Here is a 14881-nt window from a genome sequence, read left to right on the forward strand (position 1 = left end):
ATTGTAAGCTTTGGATTTTATGAAGATAGATATTATCTATCTTCATAAACCCATATATACTTAACTATTTCTTTTAAAATCAAAGGAGGAATTCCTAATGGCAAAAGCTAAATTCGACCGTTCAAAGCCACACGTTAACATTGGTACAATCGGACACGTTGACCATGGTAAAACTACTTTAACAGCTGCAATCACTTCTGTACTAGCAAAGCAAGGTAAAGCTGAAGCACGCGCATACGATCAAATCGATGGTGCTCCAGAAGAAAGAGAACGTGGTATCACAATCTCTACAGCACACGTTGAATATGAAACTGATGCTCGTCACTATGCACACGTTGACTGCCCAGGACACGCTGACTATGTTAAAAACATGATCACTGGTGCTGCTCAAATGGACGGCGGTATCCTAGTAGTATCTGCTGCTGACGGCCCAATGCCACAAACTCGTGAACACATTCTTCTTTCTCGTCAAGTAGGTGTATCATACCTTGTTGTATTCATGAACAAGTGTGACATGGTAGACGACGAAGAATTATTAGAATTAGTAGAAATGGAAATCCGTGATCTTCTTTCTGAATACGATTTCCCAGGCGATGATATCCCAGTTATCAAAGGTTCTGCTCTTAAAGCTCTTGAAGGCGAGCCAGAATGGGAAGAAAAAATCATCGAACTTATGAACGCTGTTGATGAGTATGTTCCAACACCAGCTCGTGACACTGAAAAGCCATTCATGATGCCAGTTGAGGATGTATTCTCAATCACTGGTCGTGGAACTGTTGCTACTGGACGTGTTGAGCGTGGAGTAGTTAAAGTTGGTGACGTAGTTCAAATCGTAGGTTTCACTGAAGAACCAAAATCTACTACTGTAACTGGTGTAGAAATGTTCCGTAAGCTTCTTGACTATGCAGAAGCTGGAGACAACATCGGAGCTCTTCTTCGTGGGGTTGCTCGTGAAGAAATCGAACGTGGCCAAGTATTAGCAAAGCCAGGTTCAATCACTCCACACACTAAGTTTACTGCTCAAGTTTACGTATTATCAAAAGAAGAAGGTGGACGTCATACTCCATTCTTCACAAACTATCGTCCACAATTCTATTTCCGTACTTCTGATATTACTGGTATTTGTAATCTTCCAGAAGGCGTAGAAATGGTTATGCCTGGCGACAACATCGAAATGACTGTTGAACTTATTGCTCCAGTAGCGGTAGAAGAAGGAACTAAGTTCTCTATCCGTGAAGGTGGCCGTACAGTAGGTTCAGGTTCAGTTGTTAAAGTTATCGAATAGTAATTAGATATAATAGAAGCAGATGGATGACGATCCATCTGCTTTTTTTATTTGGCGGTGTTAAAGCTCAATGTTGATTGAAGCGGAAACCAACAGTCAAGATTAACACAGCCATTTATTGAAACACAAAATCTAATGAAATTACTTCCATATATATATCCTGCTTGCATTTACTATTAGCTGTCGTTATAATAATAAAAGTGTGCGAAATATAAAGAAGCAAAAGAATTATCTTGCGTTCTCTTTGTGTTTTCTGTATAATAGACAATGTTGGTCTTTGACTGCGATGATGCGGAAGGTTGCTGACACACCCGGCCGCTTTGCCATGGCGAGTGTGTGGGAAATTTTCGCGGAGAATGTCTATGCTAAAATAGGCGAAAAGGAGGGAAAATAATGGCAAAACAAAAAATTCGTATTCGTTTAAAGGCTTATGATCACAGAATTCTTGATCAATCAGCAGAAAAGATTGTTGAAACAGCTAAACGTTCTGGTGCTGCTGTATCTGGTCCGATTCCGCTTCCAACAGAAAAATCTGTTTACACAATCCTACGTGCGGTGCACAAGTACAAAGATTCTCGTGAACAATTCGAGATGCGTACTCATAAGCGTTTAATCGATATCATTAACCCAACACCACAAACGGTTGACTCATTAATGCGTCTAGATTTACCGTCAGGCGTTGACATCGAAATCAAATTATAATGAATAAATAAAGAAAAAATTAGGAGGTGTGACTATAATGACCAAAGGAATCTTAGGAAGAAAAATCGGTATGACTCAAGTGTTTGCTGAAAACGGCGATCTTATTCCGGTTACTGTTGTTCAAGCGGCAGGTAACGTAGTACTTCAAAAGAAATCTGTTGAAACTGATGGCTATGAATCAATTCAATTAGGTTTTGAAGATAAACGTGAAAAGCTTGCAAACAAACCAGAAAAAGGCCATGTTGCCAAAGCAAATACTGCTCCTAAGCGCTTCGTTCGTGAATTCCGTGGCGTAAACTTAGGTGAGTATGAAGTTGGTCAGGAAGTCAAAGTTGATATTTTCGCAGAAGGCGAAATCGTTGATGTAACAGGTGTTTCTAAAGGGAAAGGTTTCCAAGGTGTTATCAAACGCCACGGACAATCTCGCGGGCCTATGGCTCACGGTTCTCGTTACCATCGTCGTCCAGGTTCAATGGGACCTGTTGCTCCAAACCGTGTATTTAAAGGCAAGAAATTAGCTGGTCGTATGGGCGGAGAGCAAGTAACTGTGCAAAACTTACAAATCGTGAAAGTAGATACTGAGCGTAACTTACTTTTAATCAAAGGTAACGTACCTGGACCTAAAAAGGCATTACTTAAAATTAAAAGTGCGGTAAAAGCATAGTAATTCACGCAGAAAGGAGGAAATACAATGCCGAAAGTAGCGTTATTTAGCCAAAACGGATCACAAGTTGGAGAAATCGAACTTAACGATTCAGTGTTTGGTATTGAGCCAAATAATCATGTATTATTTGAAGCTGTTATCATGCAAAGAGCTTCTTTACGTCAAGGAACTCATAAAACTAAAATTCGTTCTGAAGTAGCAGGCGGTGGCCGTAAGCCATGGCGTCAAAAAGGAACAGGTCGTGCACGTCAAGGATCGATCCGTTCACCACAATGGCGCGGAGGTGGTACAGTATTTGGTCCTGTTCCACGCAGCTACAGCTATAAATTACCGAAGAAGGTACGTCGTTTAGCGATTAAATCTGCACTTTCTTCAAAAGTTTTAGCTGAAAACATTCTTGTATTAGAAAACCTAGCTTTCGAAACTCCAAAAACAAAAGAATTTACAGCAGTTCTTAAAGGACTTTCTGTAACTTCGAAAGCTTTAATTGTTACTGCTGATTTGGATGAAAATGTAGCATTATCTGCTCGTAACATCCCTGGAGTTACTGTTGTAACTGCAAGCGGCATTAATGTTTTGGATGTTTTAAATCATGATAAATTAATCATGACGAAGCAAGCGGTTGAAAAAGTAGAGGAGGTGCTTGCATAATGGATGCACGCGATATCATTAAGCGCCCCGTTATTACTGAAGCTTCAAGTGAAGCAATGGCTGAGAAAAAGTACACTTTTGAAGTGGATGTTAGAGCTAATAAAACTCAAGTAAAAGACGCTATCCAAGAAATTTTTGGTGTCAAAGTTGAGAAAGTTAACATCATGAACTACAAAGGTAAATTCAAGCGCATGGGTAAGTTCGGTGGTTATACAAATAAACGCCGTAAAGCGATTGTTACTTTAACTCAAGAAAGTAAAGAAATCGAATTCTTTGAAGTATAATTATTCTTTTAACTAGAAGAGGAGGGAAAAAGCATGGCGATTAAAAAGTACAAACCTACCTCTAATGGTCGTCGCGGTATGACAGTATCTGATTTCGCAGAAATCACTACTAGCACCCCCGAAAAATCTCTACTTGCTCCATTAAAGAGAAAAGGCGGCCGTAATAACCAAGGTAAGTTAACAGTTCGTCATCAAGGTGGTGGCCATAAGCGTCAATACCGTTTAATCGATTTTAAACGTGACAAAGATGGCATTCCAGGACGCGTTGCTACAATCGAATACGATCCAAACCGTTCTGCAAACATCGCTTTAATTAATTATGTAGATGGAGAAAAGCGTTATATCCTAGCTCCTAAAAACCTAGAAGTAGGTATGGAAGTTATGTCTGGTCCTGAGGCTGACATTAAAGTAGGAAACGCACTTCCTTTAACAAATATTCCAGTAGGTACAGTTATCCACAATATCGAGTTAAAACCTGGTAAAGGCGGACAATTAGTTCGTTCAGCAGGAACAAGCGCACAGGTACTTGGTAAAGAAGGTAAATACGTACTAGTTCGTTTGAACTCTGGTGAAGTTCGTATGATTCTTGCTACTTGCCGCGCATCTATCGGTCAAGTTGGTAACGAACAACACGAATTAATCAACATTGGTAAAGCTGGTCGTTCACGTTGGTTAGGCAAACGCCCAACAGTTCGTGGATCAGTTATGAACCCTAACGATCACCCACACGGTGGTGGTGAAGGACGTTCACCAATCGGACGTAAGTCACCAATGACTCCATGGGGTAAACCAACTCTTGGATTCAAAACTCGTAAGAAGAAAAACAAATCAGATAAATTTATCGTACGTCGTCGTAAAAAATAACGGGATTGAGCTACGGTTCCAGAAACGAACCGTAGAACGATCACGAAGGGAGGTTCAGCTATGGGTCGCAGCTTGAAAAAAGGACCTTTTGTTGATGAGCATTTAATTCAAAAGATCGAAAAGTTAAATGAAACTGAGAGCAAGCAAGTTGTAAAAACTTGGTCTCGTCGTTCTACGATCTTCCCGCAATTCATCGGACACACAATCGCAGTTTATGATGGTCGTAAACATGTTCCTGTTTATGTTACTGAAGACATGGTAGGGCACAAGCTTGGAGAATTCGCTCCAACACGTACTTACAAAGGGCATGCTAGTGATGATAAGAAAACAAGACGTTAATGAGAGGAGGGCATTCTGATGCAAGCTAAAGCTGTTGCAAGAACAGTTCGTATTGCTCCTCGTAAAGCTCGTTTAGTCGTAGATTTAATTCGAGGTAAGCAAGTTGGTGAGGCAGTGGCGATTTTAAAGTTAACTCCTAAAGCTGCTTCTCCGGTCGTAGAGAAAGTATTGAAATCTGCTATGGCAAACGCTGAGCACAACTACGAAATGGATGTTAATAGCCTAGTAGTTGAGCAAGCTTATGTTAACGAAGGACCAACTTTAAAACGTTTCCGTCCACGTGCACAAGGCCGCGCTAGCCAAATTAATAAACGTACAAGCCACATTACAATCGTGCTAACTGAAAAGAAGGAGGGATAATCTGTGGGTCAAAAAGTAAATCCAGTCGGTTTGCGTGTCGGAATCATCCGTGATTGGGAATCCAAATGGTACGCAGGCAAAGACTACGCTGATCTTTTGCACGAAGACCTTAAAGTTCGTGAATATATCACGAAGCGTTTAAAGGATGCTTCAGTTTCTAAAGTTGAAATTGAACGTGCTGCAAATCGCTTAAATATTACAATCCACACTGCTAAGCCTGGTATGGTTATCGGTAAAGGTGGTACTGAAGTCGAAGCACTTCGTAAAGCACTTAACTCACTTACTGGCAAGCGTGTTCACATCAATATTCTTGAAATCAAAAGAGCAGATCTTGATGCAAAATTAGTTGCTGAAAATATTGCTCGTCAATTAGAAAACCGCGTATCATTCCGTCGTGCACAGAAGCAAGCGATTCAACGTGCAATGCGTGCTGGTGCAAAAGGAATTAAAACAATGGTATCCGGTCGTTTAGGCGGTGCTGACATCGCTCGTTCGGAACATTACAGTGAAGGTACAGTTCCACTTCATACTCTTCGTGCCGATATCGACTATGCTACGGCAGAAGCTGATACTACTTACGGTAAGCTTGGTGTAAAAGTATGGATCTATCGTGGAGAAGTCCTTCCTACTAAGAAGAAAACTGAGGAAGGAGGCAAATAATATGTTATTGCCAAAACGCGTTAAGTATCGTCGTGAACATCGCGGAAAAATGCGTGGTAATGCTAAAGGTGGTACCGAAGTAGCTTTTGGTGAATTCGGCCTTCAAGCTACAGAAGCTTCTTGGATCACTAACCGCCAAATCGAAGCTGCCCGTATCGCGATGACTCGTTACATGAAACGTGGCGGTAAAGTTTGGATTAAAATTTTCCCGCACAAGCCATATACTGCCAAGCCTCTTGAAGTACGGATGGGTTCCGGTAAAGGTGCTCCTGAAGGATGGGTAGCAGTTGTAAAGCCAGGCAAAGTTATGTTTGAAATCGCTGGCGTTTCTGAAGAAATCGCACGTGAAGCATTACGCCTTGCATCACACAAACTTCCGGTAAAATGTAAGTTTGTAAAACGAGAAGAAATTGGTGGTGAATCTAATGAAAGCTAATGATATTCGTGACTTAACCACTGCCGAAATAGAACAAAAAGTAAAATCATTAAAAGAAGAGCTTTTCAACCTTCGCTTTCAATTAGCGACTGGACAACTTGAAAACACAGCTCGCATTCGTGAAGTTCGCAAAGCGATTGCTCGCATGAAAACTGTGATTCGTGAAAGAGAAATCGGCGTTAACAATCGATAATTGAGAGGAGGTTCGCCCTGATGAGTGAACGCAATCAACGCAAAGTTTACATTGGACGCGTTGTTTCTGACAAAATGGATAAAACCGTTACAGTACTTGTCGAAACATACAAAAAGCATCCTCTTTATGGTAAACGCGTGAAATACTCTAAAAAGTTCAAAGCACATGATGAGCAAAATGTTGCAAAGGTTGGCGACATCGTTCGTATCATGGAAACTCGTCCACTATCTGCAACAAAGCGCTTCCGTCTTGTTGAAGTAGTAGAAAAAGCAGTTATTATTTAATGGTTCGGATTAAGGTTTATTCCGAAGGGAGGTTACACGCATGATCCAACAGGAAACTCGCTTAAAAGTTGCTGACAACTCTGGTGCTCGTGAAGTACTTACTATTAAAGTTCTTGGCGGTTCTGGCCGTAAGACAGCAAACATTGGTGATATTATTGTTTGTACAGTGAAACAAGCAACACCAGGTGGCGTTGTTAAAAAAGGTGACGTAGTTAAAGCAGTTGTCGTTCGTACAAAGAGCGGTGCTCGTCGTAGTGACGGTTCTTACATTCGTTTTGATGAAAACGCATGTGTAATCATCAAGGATGATAAGAGCCCACGCGGAACACGTATCTTCGGACCGGTTGCTCGTGAATTACGTGACAACAACTTTATGAAAATTGTTTCTTTAGCTCCAGAAGTATTATAATTTAAAACTAATTGGCCTTTAAGGAGGTGCGACAGATGCATGTAAAAAAAGGTGACAAAGTTATGGTCATCTCTGGTAAGGATAAAGGCAAAACGGGCGTAATACTGGCTGCTTATCCAAAGCAAAGCCGTGTCCTTGTTGAAGGTGTTAACATTGTGAAAAAACACTCTAAACCTTCTCAAGTTAACCCGCAAGGCGGAATCATTAGCCAAGAGGCACCTATTCATGTATCAAACGTTATGCCTATCGACCCTAAATCAGGAGTACCAACTCGTGTAGGTAATAAAACGGTTGACGGTAAAAAGGTACGCGTAGCAGTAAAATCAGGTGAAGTTCTAGATAAATAGTCAAAAAAAGAAGGGAGGTACACATAATGAACCGCCTAAAAGAAAAGTTTGTAAACGATATTACTCCTGCTCTAATGAGCAAGTTTAACTATAAATCCGTAATGCAAGTACCAAAACTTGATAAAATCGTTATCAACATGGGTGTTGGTGACGCTGTTCAAAACGCAAAAGCACTTGATAGTGCAGTTGAGGAACTGGGTCAGATCACTGGTCAAAAACCAGTTGTTACTCGTGCTAAGAAATCAATCGCTGGTTTCCGTCTTCGTGAGGGAATGCCAATCGGGGCAAAAGTTACTCTTCGTGGAGAGCGCATGTACGAATTTCTTGATAAATTAGTATCTGTTTCTCTTCCGCGTGTTCGTGACTTCCGCGGTATCTCTAAAAAGGCATTTGATGGCCGTGGGAACTACACATTAGGTGTAAAAGAACAGCTTATCTTCCCTGAAATTGATTACGATAAAGTAAGTAAAGTACGTGGTATGGATATCGTTATCGTTACGACGGCAAACACTGATGAAGAAGCTCGTGAGCTTTTAACTCAGTTCGGAATGCCATTCCAAAAGTAATCTCTAAATGAGGGAGGCGAAAACGTGGCTAAAAAATCAATGATAGCGAAACAAAAGCGCACGCCTAAACACAAAGTACAAGAGTACACACGCTGCGAACGTTGCGGCCGTCCACACTCTGTATATCGTAAATTTAAGCTTTGCCGTATTTGTTTCCGTGAATTAGCATACAAAGGACAAATTCCTGGTGTTAAAAAAGCTAGCTGGTAAAACCCAAAGTCTGGGAAGGAGGTAAATCAAATGGTCATGACAGATCCAATTGCAGATATGCTTACTCGCATTCGTAATGCGAATATGGTTCGTCACGAAAAATTAGAAGTTCCTGCTTCTAATATCAAGAAAGAAATCGCTGAAATTTTAAAGCGTGAAGGTTTCGTTCGTGATGTTGAATATATCGAAGATAACAAACAAGGTATCATCCGCATTTTCTTGAAATACGGCTCTAACAACGAGCGCGTAATTACTGGTCTTAAAAGAATCAGTAAACCTGGACTTCGTGTTTATGCAAAATCAAATGAAGTTCCTCGCGTTTTAAACGGTTTAGGGATCGCGCTTGTATCGACTTCTACTGGTGTTGTAACTGATAAAGAAGCTCGTTCTAAGCAAATCGGCGGAGAAGTTCTAGCTTATATTTGGTAATACAGTTTTTTAATGAATGGAGGTGCACCAAATGTCTCGCGTAGGTAAAAAACCAATCGAAATTCCAGCTGGGGTTACTGTTACCGTTAATAACGGTCATGTGACAGTAAAAGGACCTAAAGGGGAATTATCTCGTACGTTTAATCCTGATATTACAATTAATATTGAAGAGAACGTAATCAACATTACTCGTCCATCTGATGTAAAGGAACACCGCGCATTGCACGGAACAACACGCGCTGTGATTGCTAACATGGTTGAAGGAGTTTCAAAAGGATTCGAAAGAAACCTTGAATTGATCGGGGTTGGATACCGTGCTCAAAAGCAAGGTAAAAAACTAATCCTTAACGTTGGTTACTCACACCCGGTTGAAATCGAGCCTGAAGAAGGTCTTGAAATCGAAGTACCGGCTAATACAAAAATTTCTGTTAAAGGTGCAGATAAAGAACGTGTCGGCGCTTTAGCAGCAAACATTCGCGGAGTTCGCCCGCCAGAGCCATATAAAGGCAAAGGAATTCGTTACGAAGGTGAATTTGTGCGTCGTAAAGAAGGTAAAACTGGTAAGTAATGCTGCTTTTAAGCAAATGAAAGGAGTGACGTAAATGATTACGAAGCTTGATAAAAACGCTACTCGCAAAAAGAGACACGCTCGTGTTCGTGCGAAACTTAGCGGTACAGCGGCTCGTCCTCGTTTAAATGTGTTCCGTTCAAACCAACACATTTATGCTCAATTAATTGATGATGTTAATGGAGTTACTTTAGCGAGTGCTTCTACTTTAGATAAAGACTTCGGTCTAGAATCAACTGGTAACCTTGAAGCAGCACAAAAGGTCGGAGAATTAGTTGCGAAACGTGCTGTTGAAAAAGGTATTACTTCTATTGTATTCGACCGTGGCGGATACCTCTATCATGGACGCGTAAAAGCATTAGCTGATGCTGCACGTGAAAACGGCTTAGAATTTTAATAGACAAAGGAGGGACAAAAACAGATGCGTCGTATTGATCCAAACAAACTTGAACTTGAAGAACGCGTAGTTACGGTTAACCGTGTTGCGAAAGTTGTTAAAGGTGGACGTCGTTTCCGTTTCTCTGCACTTGTTGTTGTTGGAGATAAAAACGGTAATGTCGGTTTCGGAACTGGTAAAGCACAAGAAGTACCAGATGCGATTCGTAAAGCCATTGAAGATGCTAAGAAAAACCTGATTGAAGTACCAATGGTGGGTACTACAATTCCACATCAAGTAATCGGACATTTTGGTGCTGGTGAAATCCTTTTAAAACCTGCTTCTGAAGGTACAGGGGTTATCGCTGGTGGTCCAGTTCGTGCGGTGCTAGAATTAGCTGGTGTGGCTGATATCCTATCTAAATCATTAGGAACAAACACTCCAATTAATATGGTACGTGCAACATTGGACGGTTTAAAACAATTAAAACGTGCTGAGGACGTAGCGAAATTACGCGGAAAATCAGTAGAAGAACTGTTAGGATAAGGGAGGGAAATCAAATGGCGAAAACAATAGAAATTACCCTCACTCGCAGTCTTATTGGTCGTCCACAAGACCAACGCGAAACAGTTAAAGCTCTTGGTTTACGTAAGGTTAACCAAACGGTTGAGCAGCAAGATAATCCCGCTATCCGCGGTATGATCAAAAAGGTTGCTCACCTTATTACTGTAAAAGAACAATAATTTGATTCTTTTTACCTATAAGGAGGTGCCCATATGAAACTTCATGAATTAAAACCTGCAGAAGGTTCTCGTAAAGAGCGCAAACGCTTAGGACGCGGGATTGGTTCTGGCCAAGGGAAAACTGCTGGTAAAGGTCATAAAGGTCAAAACGCTCGTTCCGGTGGTGGAGTTCGTTTAGGATTTGAGGGTGGTCAAACACCTTTATTCCGTCGTTTACCAAAACGCGGCTTTACGAATATCAACCGTAAGGAATATGCAATTGTAAACCTTGATGTTTTAAACCGTTTTGAAGAAGGAACGGAGGTTACTCCAGAACTTTTACTTGAAACGGGTGTAGTTAGCAGTGAAAAAGCAGGAATTAAGATTCTTGCTAACGGAAGTGTAGAGAAAAAGCTTACTGTCAAAGCACATAAATTCTCCTCTGCTGCTAAGGAAGCGATCGAAGCTGCTGGTGGAACTACTGAGGTGATCTAATGTTCCGTTCAATCTCCAATTTTATGCGCGTGGGTGATATTAGAGAAAAAATTGTATTCACCCTTTTAATGCTGATTGTATTTCGTCTTGGGACGTTTATTCCAGTCCCAAACGTAAATGCAGATCTATTAAGAGCACAAGATGAATTAGGCGTTTTTGGTGTCCTGAATATTTTTGGTGGCGGTGCATTGAAGAATTTCTCTATTTTTGCAATGGGGATTATGCCTTACATCACTGCGTCGATTATTATTCAGTTGCTCCAAATGGATGTTGTGCCAAAATTCACTGAATGGTCTAAACAAGGTGAAGTGGGCCGACGTAAGTTAGCTCAATTCACTAGATACTTTACAATTATACTTGGATTTATCCAAGCACTTGGTATGTCTTATGGATTTAACAATTTAGCCTCAGGGCAGTTGATTGAAGATCCAGGCATAACTACTTATTTACTGATTGCTGTAGTACTAACTGCAGGAACATCCTTTTTAATGTGGTTAGGAGAACAAATCACTGCAAAGGGTGTTGGTAATGGTATTTCTATTATCATCTTTGCAGGTATCGTGGCAGGAATCCCAGCAACTGTGAACCAAATTTATGCTCAACAATTTGAAGATGCAGGTGAACAATTATTTATACGGATTATTACTGTATTATTAATTGTGTTAGCTGTTATCGCGGTGGTTGTTGGTGTAATTTTTATTCAACAGGCGCTAAGAAAGATTCCTATTCAGTATGCCAAACGAATGGTTGAGGGACGTCCTTCTGGCGGTGCAACACACATGCCTTTAAAGGTTAATGCTGCCGGGGTTATTCCAGTGATTTTCGCCATTTCGTTTATTATTACTCCACCAACGATTGCGTCATTCTTTGGTCCAAACGATGTAACGTTATGGATCCAAAAGACGTTTGATTATACAAATCCTGTTGGTATGATCATCTATGTTGCTTTAATTATCGCCTTTACTTATTTTTATGCGTTCATTCAAGTTAACCCTGAACAAGTGGCAGAAAACTTGAAGAAGCAAGGTGGATACATCCCAGGCATTCGTCCGGGAAGAAGCACACAGGAATACTTAACAAAAGTACTTTATCGTTTAACACTTGTTGGAGCTCTTTTCCTAGCAGTTATTGCGATTATGCCAGTATTCTTTGTAAAGTTTGCTGATCTACCACAATCTGCACAAATCGGAGGAACAAGCTTACTGATTGTTGTTGGTGTTGCACTTGACACGATGAAACAACTTGAATCACAGCTTGTGAATCGTCACTATAAAGGTTTTATTAAATAAAAGTGGTTTTAGGGCTCTTGTCCCTAAAACCGTCTAGACTGAGGGGGAATAACTTTGAATTTAGTATTAATGGGTCTTCCCGGTGCCGGTAAAGGTACACAAGCCGAGCAAATTGTCGAACAATACGGTATTCCTCATATCTCAACAGGAGATATGTTCCGTGCAGCGATGAAAGAGGGAACAGAACTAGGCTTACAAGCAAAATCTTTCATGGATCAAGGCGCACTTGTTCCCGATGAAGTAACCATTGGAATCGTGCGTGAGCGTCTTAGCAAAGATGATTGTGCGAAAGGATTCCTACTCGATGGGTTCCCTAGAACTGTACCTCAAGCAGAAGCACTCGAAGATATTCTTACTCAACTAGACAAAAAAATCGATTATGTCATCAATATTGATGTCGATCACGGAATCTTAATGGAGCGTTTAACAGGTCGCCGTATCTGTAAAGCATGTGGAGCCACTTATCATTTAGTGTTTAATCCACCAACGACTGAGGGTACTTGTGACCGTTGCGGCGGTGAATTATATCAACGTGCGGATGATAATGCAGAAACTGTTCAAAATCGCTTGGATGTAAACATGCAACAAGCACAGCCTTTATTAGATTTCTATGAAACAAAAGGTTATTTACGCAATATCGACGGTCAGCGTGATATTAAAATCGTATTTGCTGATATCGCTGAATTGCTTGGGGGCTTAAAATAATGATCATTTGTAAAACCCCGCGCGAAATTGAGATTATGCGTGAAGCTGGACGTATTGTCGCTCTTACTCATGAAGAATTGAAGAAGCATATTCTTCCGGGGATTACAACGAAAGAACTGGATGTAATTGCAGAGCAGTTTATTCGCAAACAGGGTGCAATTCCATCTTTTAAAGGGTATAATGGGTTTCGTGGCAGCATCTGTGCTTCTGTCAACGATGAGCTTGTTCACGGAATTCCGGGAGACCGTGTTTTAAACAATGGCGATGTAATTAGCATTGACATTGGTGCAAAATACAACGGTTATCACGGAGATTCAGCTTGGACTTATCCAGTGGGCGAAATTGATGAGAACACGAAACGTCTGTTAGAGGTTACGGAAGAGTCTCTTTATCTAGGCCTTAAGGAAGCTAAGCCAGGTGAACGCCTATCAAACATCTCTCATGCGATTCAAACGTATGTGGAAGCAAACGGCTTTTCCATTGTGCGCGAGTATGTTGGACACGGAGTAGGGCAAGACTTACATGAGGATCCGCAAATTCCTCACTACGGTCCGCCTAACAAAGGCCCGCGTTTAAAGCCTGGCATGGTACTAGCAATTGAACCGATGGTGAATGCTGGAAGTCGATATGTCAAAACGTTGGCTGATGACTGGACAGTTGTTACAGTTGATGGGCGCCGGTGTGCTCACTTTGAGCATACGGTTGCGATCACTGAAACAGGCTACGAGATATTAACCAAAGCTTAAATCTGGGTTCACGTATGCATGCTGATTCGAGTACAAACGGAAATTCGGTCTTGTCTCTAATACAGTTTACGAATGAATACGTATTTAAATAAGAAGGGAGACAGTTTGATGGCGAAAGATGATGTAATTGAAGTAGAAGGTACAGTAGTTGAAACTTTGCCAAATGCCATGTTTAAGGTAGAATTAGAAAATGGTCATTCTGTGTTGGCTCATGTTTCTGGTAAAATTCGCATGCATTTCATTCGAATCTTACCAGGGGATAAAGTGACAGTTGAGCTTTCTCCATATGATCTAACTCGCGGAAGAATCACGTATCGCTTTAAATAGTCCATTGCACTCCGTACTATCAAGGAGGTTAGAATAATGAAAGTTAGACCATCTGTTAAACCAATCTGTGAAAAGTGTAAAGTTATTCGCAGACGTGGTAAAGTCATGGTTATCTGCGAAAACCCAAAACACAAACAAAAACAAGGTTAATATTGAAGGAGGTGCGCTAAATTATGGCACGTATTGCTGGTGTAGATATTCCGCGCGAAAAGCGTGTAGTAATCTCATTAACTTACATTTACGGAATTGGAAAACCAACTGCTGAAAAGGTTCTTGCTGAAGCAGGCGTTTCTGAAGAGACACGTGTTCGTGATCTTACAGAAGAAGAATTAAACAAAATCCGTGATGTTATTGATAAATTAAAGGTTGAAGGTGACCTTCGTCGTGAAATTTCCCTTAACATCAAGCGTTTAATGGAAATCGGATCATATCGTGGTCTTCGTCACCGTCGTGGTTTACCTGTTCGCGGACAAAATACGAAGAACAATGCTCGTACTCGTAAAGGTCCTCGTAAGACCGTTGCTAACAAGAAAAAATAATCAGTAAAGGAGGTACTCATTTAAATGGCTCGTAAAACAAATACACGCAAACGCCGTGTCAAAAAGAATATTGAATCTGGTATTGCTCATATTCGTTCTACTTTCAATAACACGATTGTAACGATTACTGACCCACACGGGAATGCAATTTCTTGGTCAAGTGCAGGTGCGCTTGGATTTAAAGGTTCTCGTAAATCTACTCCATTCGCAGCACAAATGGCTGCTGAAACAGCTGCGAAGGTGTCAATGGAACATGGCATGAAATCACTTGAAGTAACTGTTAAAGGACCTGGTGCAGGACGCGAAGCAGCAATTCGTGCTCTTCAAGCTGCTGGTCTTGAAGTTACTGCTATCAAAGACGTAACTCCAGTTCCGCATAACGGATGCCGTCCACCAAAACGTCGCCGCGTATAATTTTTCTGTATAGAATT

The 14881-nt window shown here is 41.0% G+C and carries 29 protein-coding genes; all 29 read left to right on the plus strand.

Features of this window, described 5'->3' with window-relative positions:
- The first annotated feature begins 97 nt into the window (after positions 1-97).
- Positions 98-1285 carry an elongation factor Tu gene (tuf, locus tag ACI48O_RS20855; protein ID WP_435563756.1) on the plus strand — a complete coding sequence of 396 codons (1188 nt, stop codon included), beginning with the start codon at positions 98-100 and terminating at the stop codon, positions 1283-1285.
- A 393-nt stretch (positions 1286-1678) separates the two neighbouring features.
- Entirely contained in the window at positions 1679-1987 is a 309-nt protein-coding gene (gene rpsJ / locus ACI48O_RS20860; protein ID WP_003348621.1) for a 30S ribosomal protein S10, read from the plus strand.
- 37 nt (positions 1988-2024) lie between these two features.
- Positions 2025-2651: a 50S ribosomal protein L3 gene (gene rplC / locus ACI48O_RS20865; protein ID WP_435563757.1), complete on the plus strand. Its 627-nt coding sequence runs from the start codon at positions 2025-2027 to the stop codon at positions 2649-2651.
- A gap of 27 nt (positions 2652-2678) precedes the next feature.
- Positions 2679-3302 carry a 50S ribosomal protein L4 gene (rplD, locus tag ACI48O_RS20870; protein WP_435563758.1) on the plus strand — a complete coding sequence of 208 codons (624 nt, stop codon included), beginning with the start codon at positions 2679-2681 and terminating at the stop codon, positions 3300-3302.
- Positions 3302-3586, plus strand: coding sequence for a 50S ribosomal protein L23 (rplW, locus tag ACI48O_RS20875; RefSeq protein ID WP_435563759.1), 285 nt, complete (start codon positions 3302-3304; stop codon positions 3584-3586). Before rplD ends, rplW begins: the two co-directional genes overlap by 1 nt.
- A 33-nt stretch (positions 3587-3619) precedes the next feature.
- Positions 3620-4450, plus strand: coding sequence for a 50S ribosomal protein L2 (gene rplB / locus ACI48O_RS20880; RefSeq protein ID WP_435563760.1), 831 nt, complete (start codon positions 3620-3622; stop codon positions 4448-4450).
- A 60-nt stretch (positions 4451-4510) separates the two neighbouring features.
- Complete coding sequence (gene rpsS, locus ACI48O_RS20885; RefSeq protein ID WP_435563761.1) at positions 4511-4789, plus strand: 30S ribosomal protein S19; 279 nt, start codon at positions 4511-4513, stop codon at positions 4787-4789.
- 18 nt (positions 4790-4807) lie between these two features.
- Positions 4808-5149, plus strand: coding sequence for a 50S ribosomal protein L22 (rplV, locus tag ACI48O_RS20890; protein WP_435563762.1), 342 nt, complete (start codon positions 4808-4810; stop codon positions 5147-5149).
- Positions 5150-5152: 3 nt separating this feature from the next.
- Positions 5153-5809 carry a 30S ribosomal protein S3 gene (gene rpsC, locus ACI48O_RS20895; protein ID WP_435563763.1) on the plus strand — a complete coding sequence of 219 codons (657 nt, stop codon included), beginning with the start codon at positions 5153-5155 and terminating at the stop codon, positions 5807-5809.
- A gap of 1 nt (position 5810) precedes the next feature.
- Positions 5811-6245 carry a 50S ribosomal protein L16 gene (gene rplP / locus ACI48O_RS20900; RefSeq protein ID WP_147535681.1) on the plus strand — a complete coding sequence of 145 codons (435 nt, stop codon included), beginning with the start codon at positions 5811-5813 and terminating at the stop codon, positions 6243-6245.
- Complete coding sequence (rpmC, locus tag ACI48O_RS20905; protein ID WP_335872170.1) at positions 6235-6438, plus strand: 50S ribosomal protein L29; 204 nt, start codon at positions 6235-6237, stop codon at positions 6436-6438. The genes rplP and rpmC overlap by 11 nt, the downstream gene beginning before the upstream one ends.
- Positions 6439-6458: 20 nt before the next feature.
- On the plus strand, positions 6459-6722 hold the full coding sequence (gene rpsQ, locus ACI48O_RS20910; protein ID WP_163241640.1) for a 30S ribosomal protein S17: 264 nt from the start codon (positions 6459-6461) through the stop codon (positions 6720-6722).
- Positions 6723-6762: 40 nt separating this feature from the next.
- Positions 6763-7131: a 50S ribosomal protein L14 gene (gene rplN / locus ACI48O_RS20915; protein WP_435563764.1), complete on the plus strand. Its 369-nt coding sequence runs from the start codon at positions 6763-6765 to the stop codon at positions 7129-7131.
- Positions 7132-7166: 35 nt separating this feature from the next.
- Positions 7167-7478, plus strand: coding sequence for a 50S ribosomal protein L24 (gene rplX, locus ACI48O_RS20920; RefSeq protein ID WP_435563765.1), 312 nt, complete (start codon positions 7167-7169; stop codon positions 7476-7478).
- A 26-nt stretch (positions 7479-7504) separates the two neighbouring features.
- On the plus strand, positions 7505-8044 hold the full coding sequence (gene rplE / locus ACI48O_RS20925; protein ID WP_435563766.1) for a 50S ribosomal protein L5: 540 nt from the start codon (positions 7505-7507) through the stop codon (positions 8042-8044).
- A 24-nt stretch (positions 8045-8068) separates the two neighbouring features.
- Positions 8069-8254, plus strand: a complete 186-nt coding sequence (gene rpsN, locus ACI48O_RS20930) for a 30S ribosomal protein S14 (protein ID WP_009336593.1) — start codon at positions 8069-8071, stop codon at positions 8252-8254.
- Between the two features lie 30 nt (positions 8255-8284).
- Positions 8285-8683: a 30S ribosomal protein S8 gene (gene rpsH / locus ACI48O_RS20935; protein ID WP_435563767.1), complete on the plus strand. Its 399-nt coding sequence runs from the start codon at positions 8285-8287 to the stop codon at positions 8681-8683.
- Between the two features lie 31 nt (positions 8684-8714).
- Positions 8715-9251 (plus strand): 50S ribosomal protein L6, encoded by a 537-nt coding sequence (gene rplF / locus ACI48O_RS20940; protein WP_435563768.1) that lies wholly within the window; start codon positions 8715-8717, stop codon positions 9249-9251.
- A 34-nt stretch (positions 9252-9285) separates the two neighbouring features.
- On the plus strand, positions 9286-9648 hold the full coding sequence (gene rplR, locus ACI48O_RS20945; protein ID WP_435563769.1) for a 50S ribosomal protein L18: 363 nt from the start codon (positions 9286-9288) through the stop codon (positions 9646-9648).
- Positions 9649-9672: 24 nt separating this feature from the next.
- Positions 9673-10173: a 30S ribosomal protein S5 gene (gene rpsE / locus ACI48O_RS20950; RefSeq protein WP_435563770.1), complete on the plus strand. Its 501-nt coding sequence runs from the start codon at positions 9673-9675 to the stop codon at positions 10171-10173.
- Between the two features lie 14 nt (positions 10174-10187).
- Entirely contained in the window at positions 10188-10370 is a 183-nt protein-coding gene (gene rpmD / locus ACI48O_RS20955) for a 50S ribosomal protein L30 (RefSeq protein ID WP_435563771.1), read from the plus strand.
- A 33-nt stretch (positions 10371-10403) separates the two neighbouring features.
- On the plus strand, positions 10404-10844 hold the full coding sequence (gene rplO / locus ACI48O_RS20960) for a 50S ribosomal protein L15 (protein WP_435563772.1): 441 nt from the start codon (positions 10404-10406) through the stop codon (positions 10842-10844).
- Positions 10844-12133, plus strand: a complete 1290-nt coding sequence (secY, locus tag ACI48O_RS20965; RefSeq protein ID WP_435563773.1) for a preprotein translocase subunit SecY — start codon at positions 10844-10846, stop codon at positions 12131-12133. Before rplO ends, secY begins: the two co-directional genes overlap by 1 nt.
- A 54-nt stretch (positions 12134-12187) precedes the next feature.
- On the plus strand, positions 12188-12838 hold the full coding sequence (locus ACI48O_RS20970; RefSeq protein WP_435563774.1) for an adenylate kinase: 651 nt from the start codon (positions 12188-12190) through the stop codon (positions 12836-12838).
- On the plus strand, positions 12838-13584 hold the full coding sequence (gene map / locus ACI48O_RS20975; RefSeq protein WP_435563775.1) for a type I methionyl aminopeptidase: 747 nt from the start codon (positions 12838-12840) through the stop codon (positions 13582-13584). Before ACI48O_RS20970 ends, map begins: the two co-directional genes overlap by 1 nt.
- 108 nt (positions 13585-13692) lie before the next feature.
- Positions 13693-13911, plus strand: a complete 219-nt coding sequence (infA, locus tag ACI48O_RS20980) for a translation initiation factor IF-1 (protein ID WP_096155951.1) — start codon at positions 13693-13695, stop codon at positions 13909-13911.
- 36 nt (positions 13912-13947) lie between these two features.
- Complete coding sequence (rpmJ, locus tag ACI48O_RS20985; RefSeq protein WP_000868344.1) at positions 13948-14061, plus strand: 50S ribosomal protein L36; 114 nt, start codon at positions 13948-13950, stop codon at positions 14059-14061.
- Positions 14062-14084: 23 nt separating this feature from the next.
- Entirely contained in the window at positions 14085-14450 is a 366-nt protein-coding gene (gene rpsM, locus ACI48O_RS20990; protein WP_435563776.1) for a 30S ribosomal protein S13, read from the plus strand.
- A gap of 24 nt (positions 14451-14474) precedes the next feature.
- Complete coding sequence (rpsK, locus tag ACI48O_RS20995; RefSeq protein ID WP_435563777.1) at positions 14475-14864, plus strand: 30S ribosomal protein S11; 390 nt, start codon at positions 14475-14477, stop codon at positions 14862-14864.
- The last annotated feature ends 17 nt before the right edge of the window (positions 14865-14881 follow it).

Source organism: Neobacillus terrisolis, assembly GCF_051233475.1.
Taxonomy (GTDB): domain Bacteria; phylum Bacillota; class Bacilli; order Bacillales; family Cytobacillaceae; genus Bacillus_BU.

What these genes read in the sequence shown, in the direction of transcription:
- rplF (WP_435563768.1), top strand. Translation starts at nt 8,715, where the DNA reads ATGTCTCGCGTAGGTAAAAAACCAATCGAAATTCCAGCTGGGGTTACT.
- rplD (WP_435563758.1), top strand. Translation starts at nt 2,679, where the DNA reads ATGCCGAAAGTAGCGTTATTTAGCCAAAACGGATCACAAGTTGGAGAA.
- rpsS (WP_435563761.1), top strand. Translation starts at nt 4,511, where the DNA reads ATGGGTCGCAGCTTGAAAAAAGGACCTTTTGTTGATGAGCATTTAATT.
- rpsK (WP_435563777.1), top strand. Translation starts at nt 14,475, where the DNA reads ATGGCTCGTAAAACAAATACACGCAAACGCCGTGTCAAAAAGAATATT.
- rplE (WP_435563766.1), top strand. Translation starts at nt 7,505, where the DNA reads ATGAACCGCCTAAAAGAAAAGTTTGTAAACGATATTACTCCTGCTCTA.
- rpsH (WP_435563767.1), top strand. Translation starts at nt 8,285, where the DNA reads ATGGTCATGACAGATCCAATTGCAGATATGCTTACTCGCATTCGTAAT.
- rpsJ (WP_003348621.1), top strand. Translation starts at nt 1,679, where the DNA reads ATGGCAAAACAAAAAATTCGTATTCGTTTAAAGGCTTATGATCACAGA.
- secY (WP_435563773.1), top strand. Translation starts at nt 10,844, where the DNA reads ATGTTCCGTTCAATCTCCAATTTTATGCGCGTGGGTGATATTAGAGAA.
- rplB (WP_435563760.1), top strand. Translation starts at nt 3,620, where the DNA reads ATGGCGATTAAAAAGTACAAACCTACCTCTAATGGTCGTCGCGGTATG.
- rplR (WP_435563769.1), top strand. Translation starts at nt 9,286, where the DNA reads ATGATTACGAAGCTTGATAAAAACGCTACTCGCAAAAAGAGACACGCT.
- rplP (WP_147535681.1), top strand. Translation starts at nt 5,811, where the DNA reads ATGTTATTGCCAAAACGCGTTAAGTATCGTCGTGAACATCGCGGAAAA.
- rplX (WP_435563765.1), top strand. Translation starts at nt 7,167, where the DNA reads ATGCATGTAAAAAAAGGTGACAAAGTTATGGTCATCTCTGGTAAGGAT.
- infA (WP_096155951.1), top strand. Translation starts at nt 13,693, where the DNA reads ATGGCGAAAGATGATGTAATTGAAGTAGAAGGTACAGTAGTTGAAACT.
- tuf (WP_435563756.1), top strand. Translation starts at nt 98, where the DNA reads ATGGCAAAAGCTAAATTCGACCGTTCAAAGCCACACGTTAACATTGGT.
- rpsQ (WP_163241640.1), top strand. Translation starts at nt 6,459, where the DNA reads ATGAGTGAACGCAATCAACGCAAAGTTTACATTGGACGCGTTGTTTCT.
- rplO (WP_435563772.1), top strand. Translation starts at nt 10,404, where the DNA reads ATGAAACTTCATGAATTAAAACCTGCAGAAGGTTCTCGTAAAGAGCGC.
- rplW (WP_435563759.1), top strand. Translation starts at nt 3,302, where the DNA reads ATGGATGCACGCGATATCATTAAGCGCCCCGTTATTACTGAAGCTTCA.
- rpsE (WP_435563770.1), top strand. Translation starts at nt 9,673, where the DNA reads ATGCGTCGTATTGATCCAAACAAACTTGAACTTGAAGAACGCGTAGTT.
- rpmJ (WP_000868344.1), top strand. Translation starts at nt 13,948, where the DNA reads ATGAAAGTTAGACCATCTGTTAAACCAATCTGTGAAAAGTGTAAAGTT.
- rplN (WP_435563764.1), top strand. Translation starts at nt 6,763, where the DNA reads ATGATCCAACAGGAAACTCGCTTAAAAGTTGCTGACAACTCTGGTGCT.
- rplC (WP_435563757.1), top strand. Translation starts at nt 2,025, where the DNA reads ATGACCAAAGGAATCTTAGGAAGAAAAATCGGTATGACTCAAGTGTTT.
- rpsM (WP_435563776.1), top strand. Translation starts at nt 14,085, where the DNA reads ATGGCACGTATTGCTGGTGTAGATATTCCGCGCGAAAAGCGTGTAGTA.
- rpmC (WP_335872170.1), top strand. Translation starts at nt 6,235, where the DNA reads ATGAAAGCTAATGATATTCGTGACTTAACCACTGCCGAAATAGAACAA.
- rplV (WP_435563762.1), top strand. Translation starts at nt 4,808, where the DNA reads ATGCAAGCTAAAGCTGTTGCAAGAACAGTTCGTATTGCTCCTCGTAAA.
- map (WP_435563775.1), top strand. Translation starts at nt 12,838, where the DNA reads ATGATCATTTGTAAAACCCCGCGCGAAATTGAGATTATGCGTGAAGCT.
- rpmD (WP_435563771.1), top strand. Translation starts at nt 10,188, where the DNA reads ATGGCGAAAACAATAGAAATTACCCTCACTCGCAGTCTTATTGGTCGT.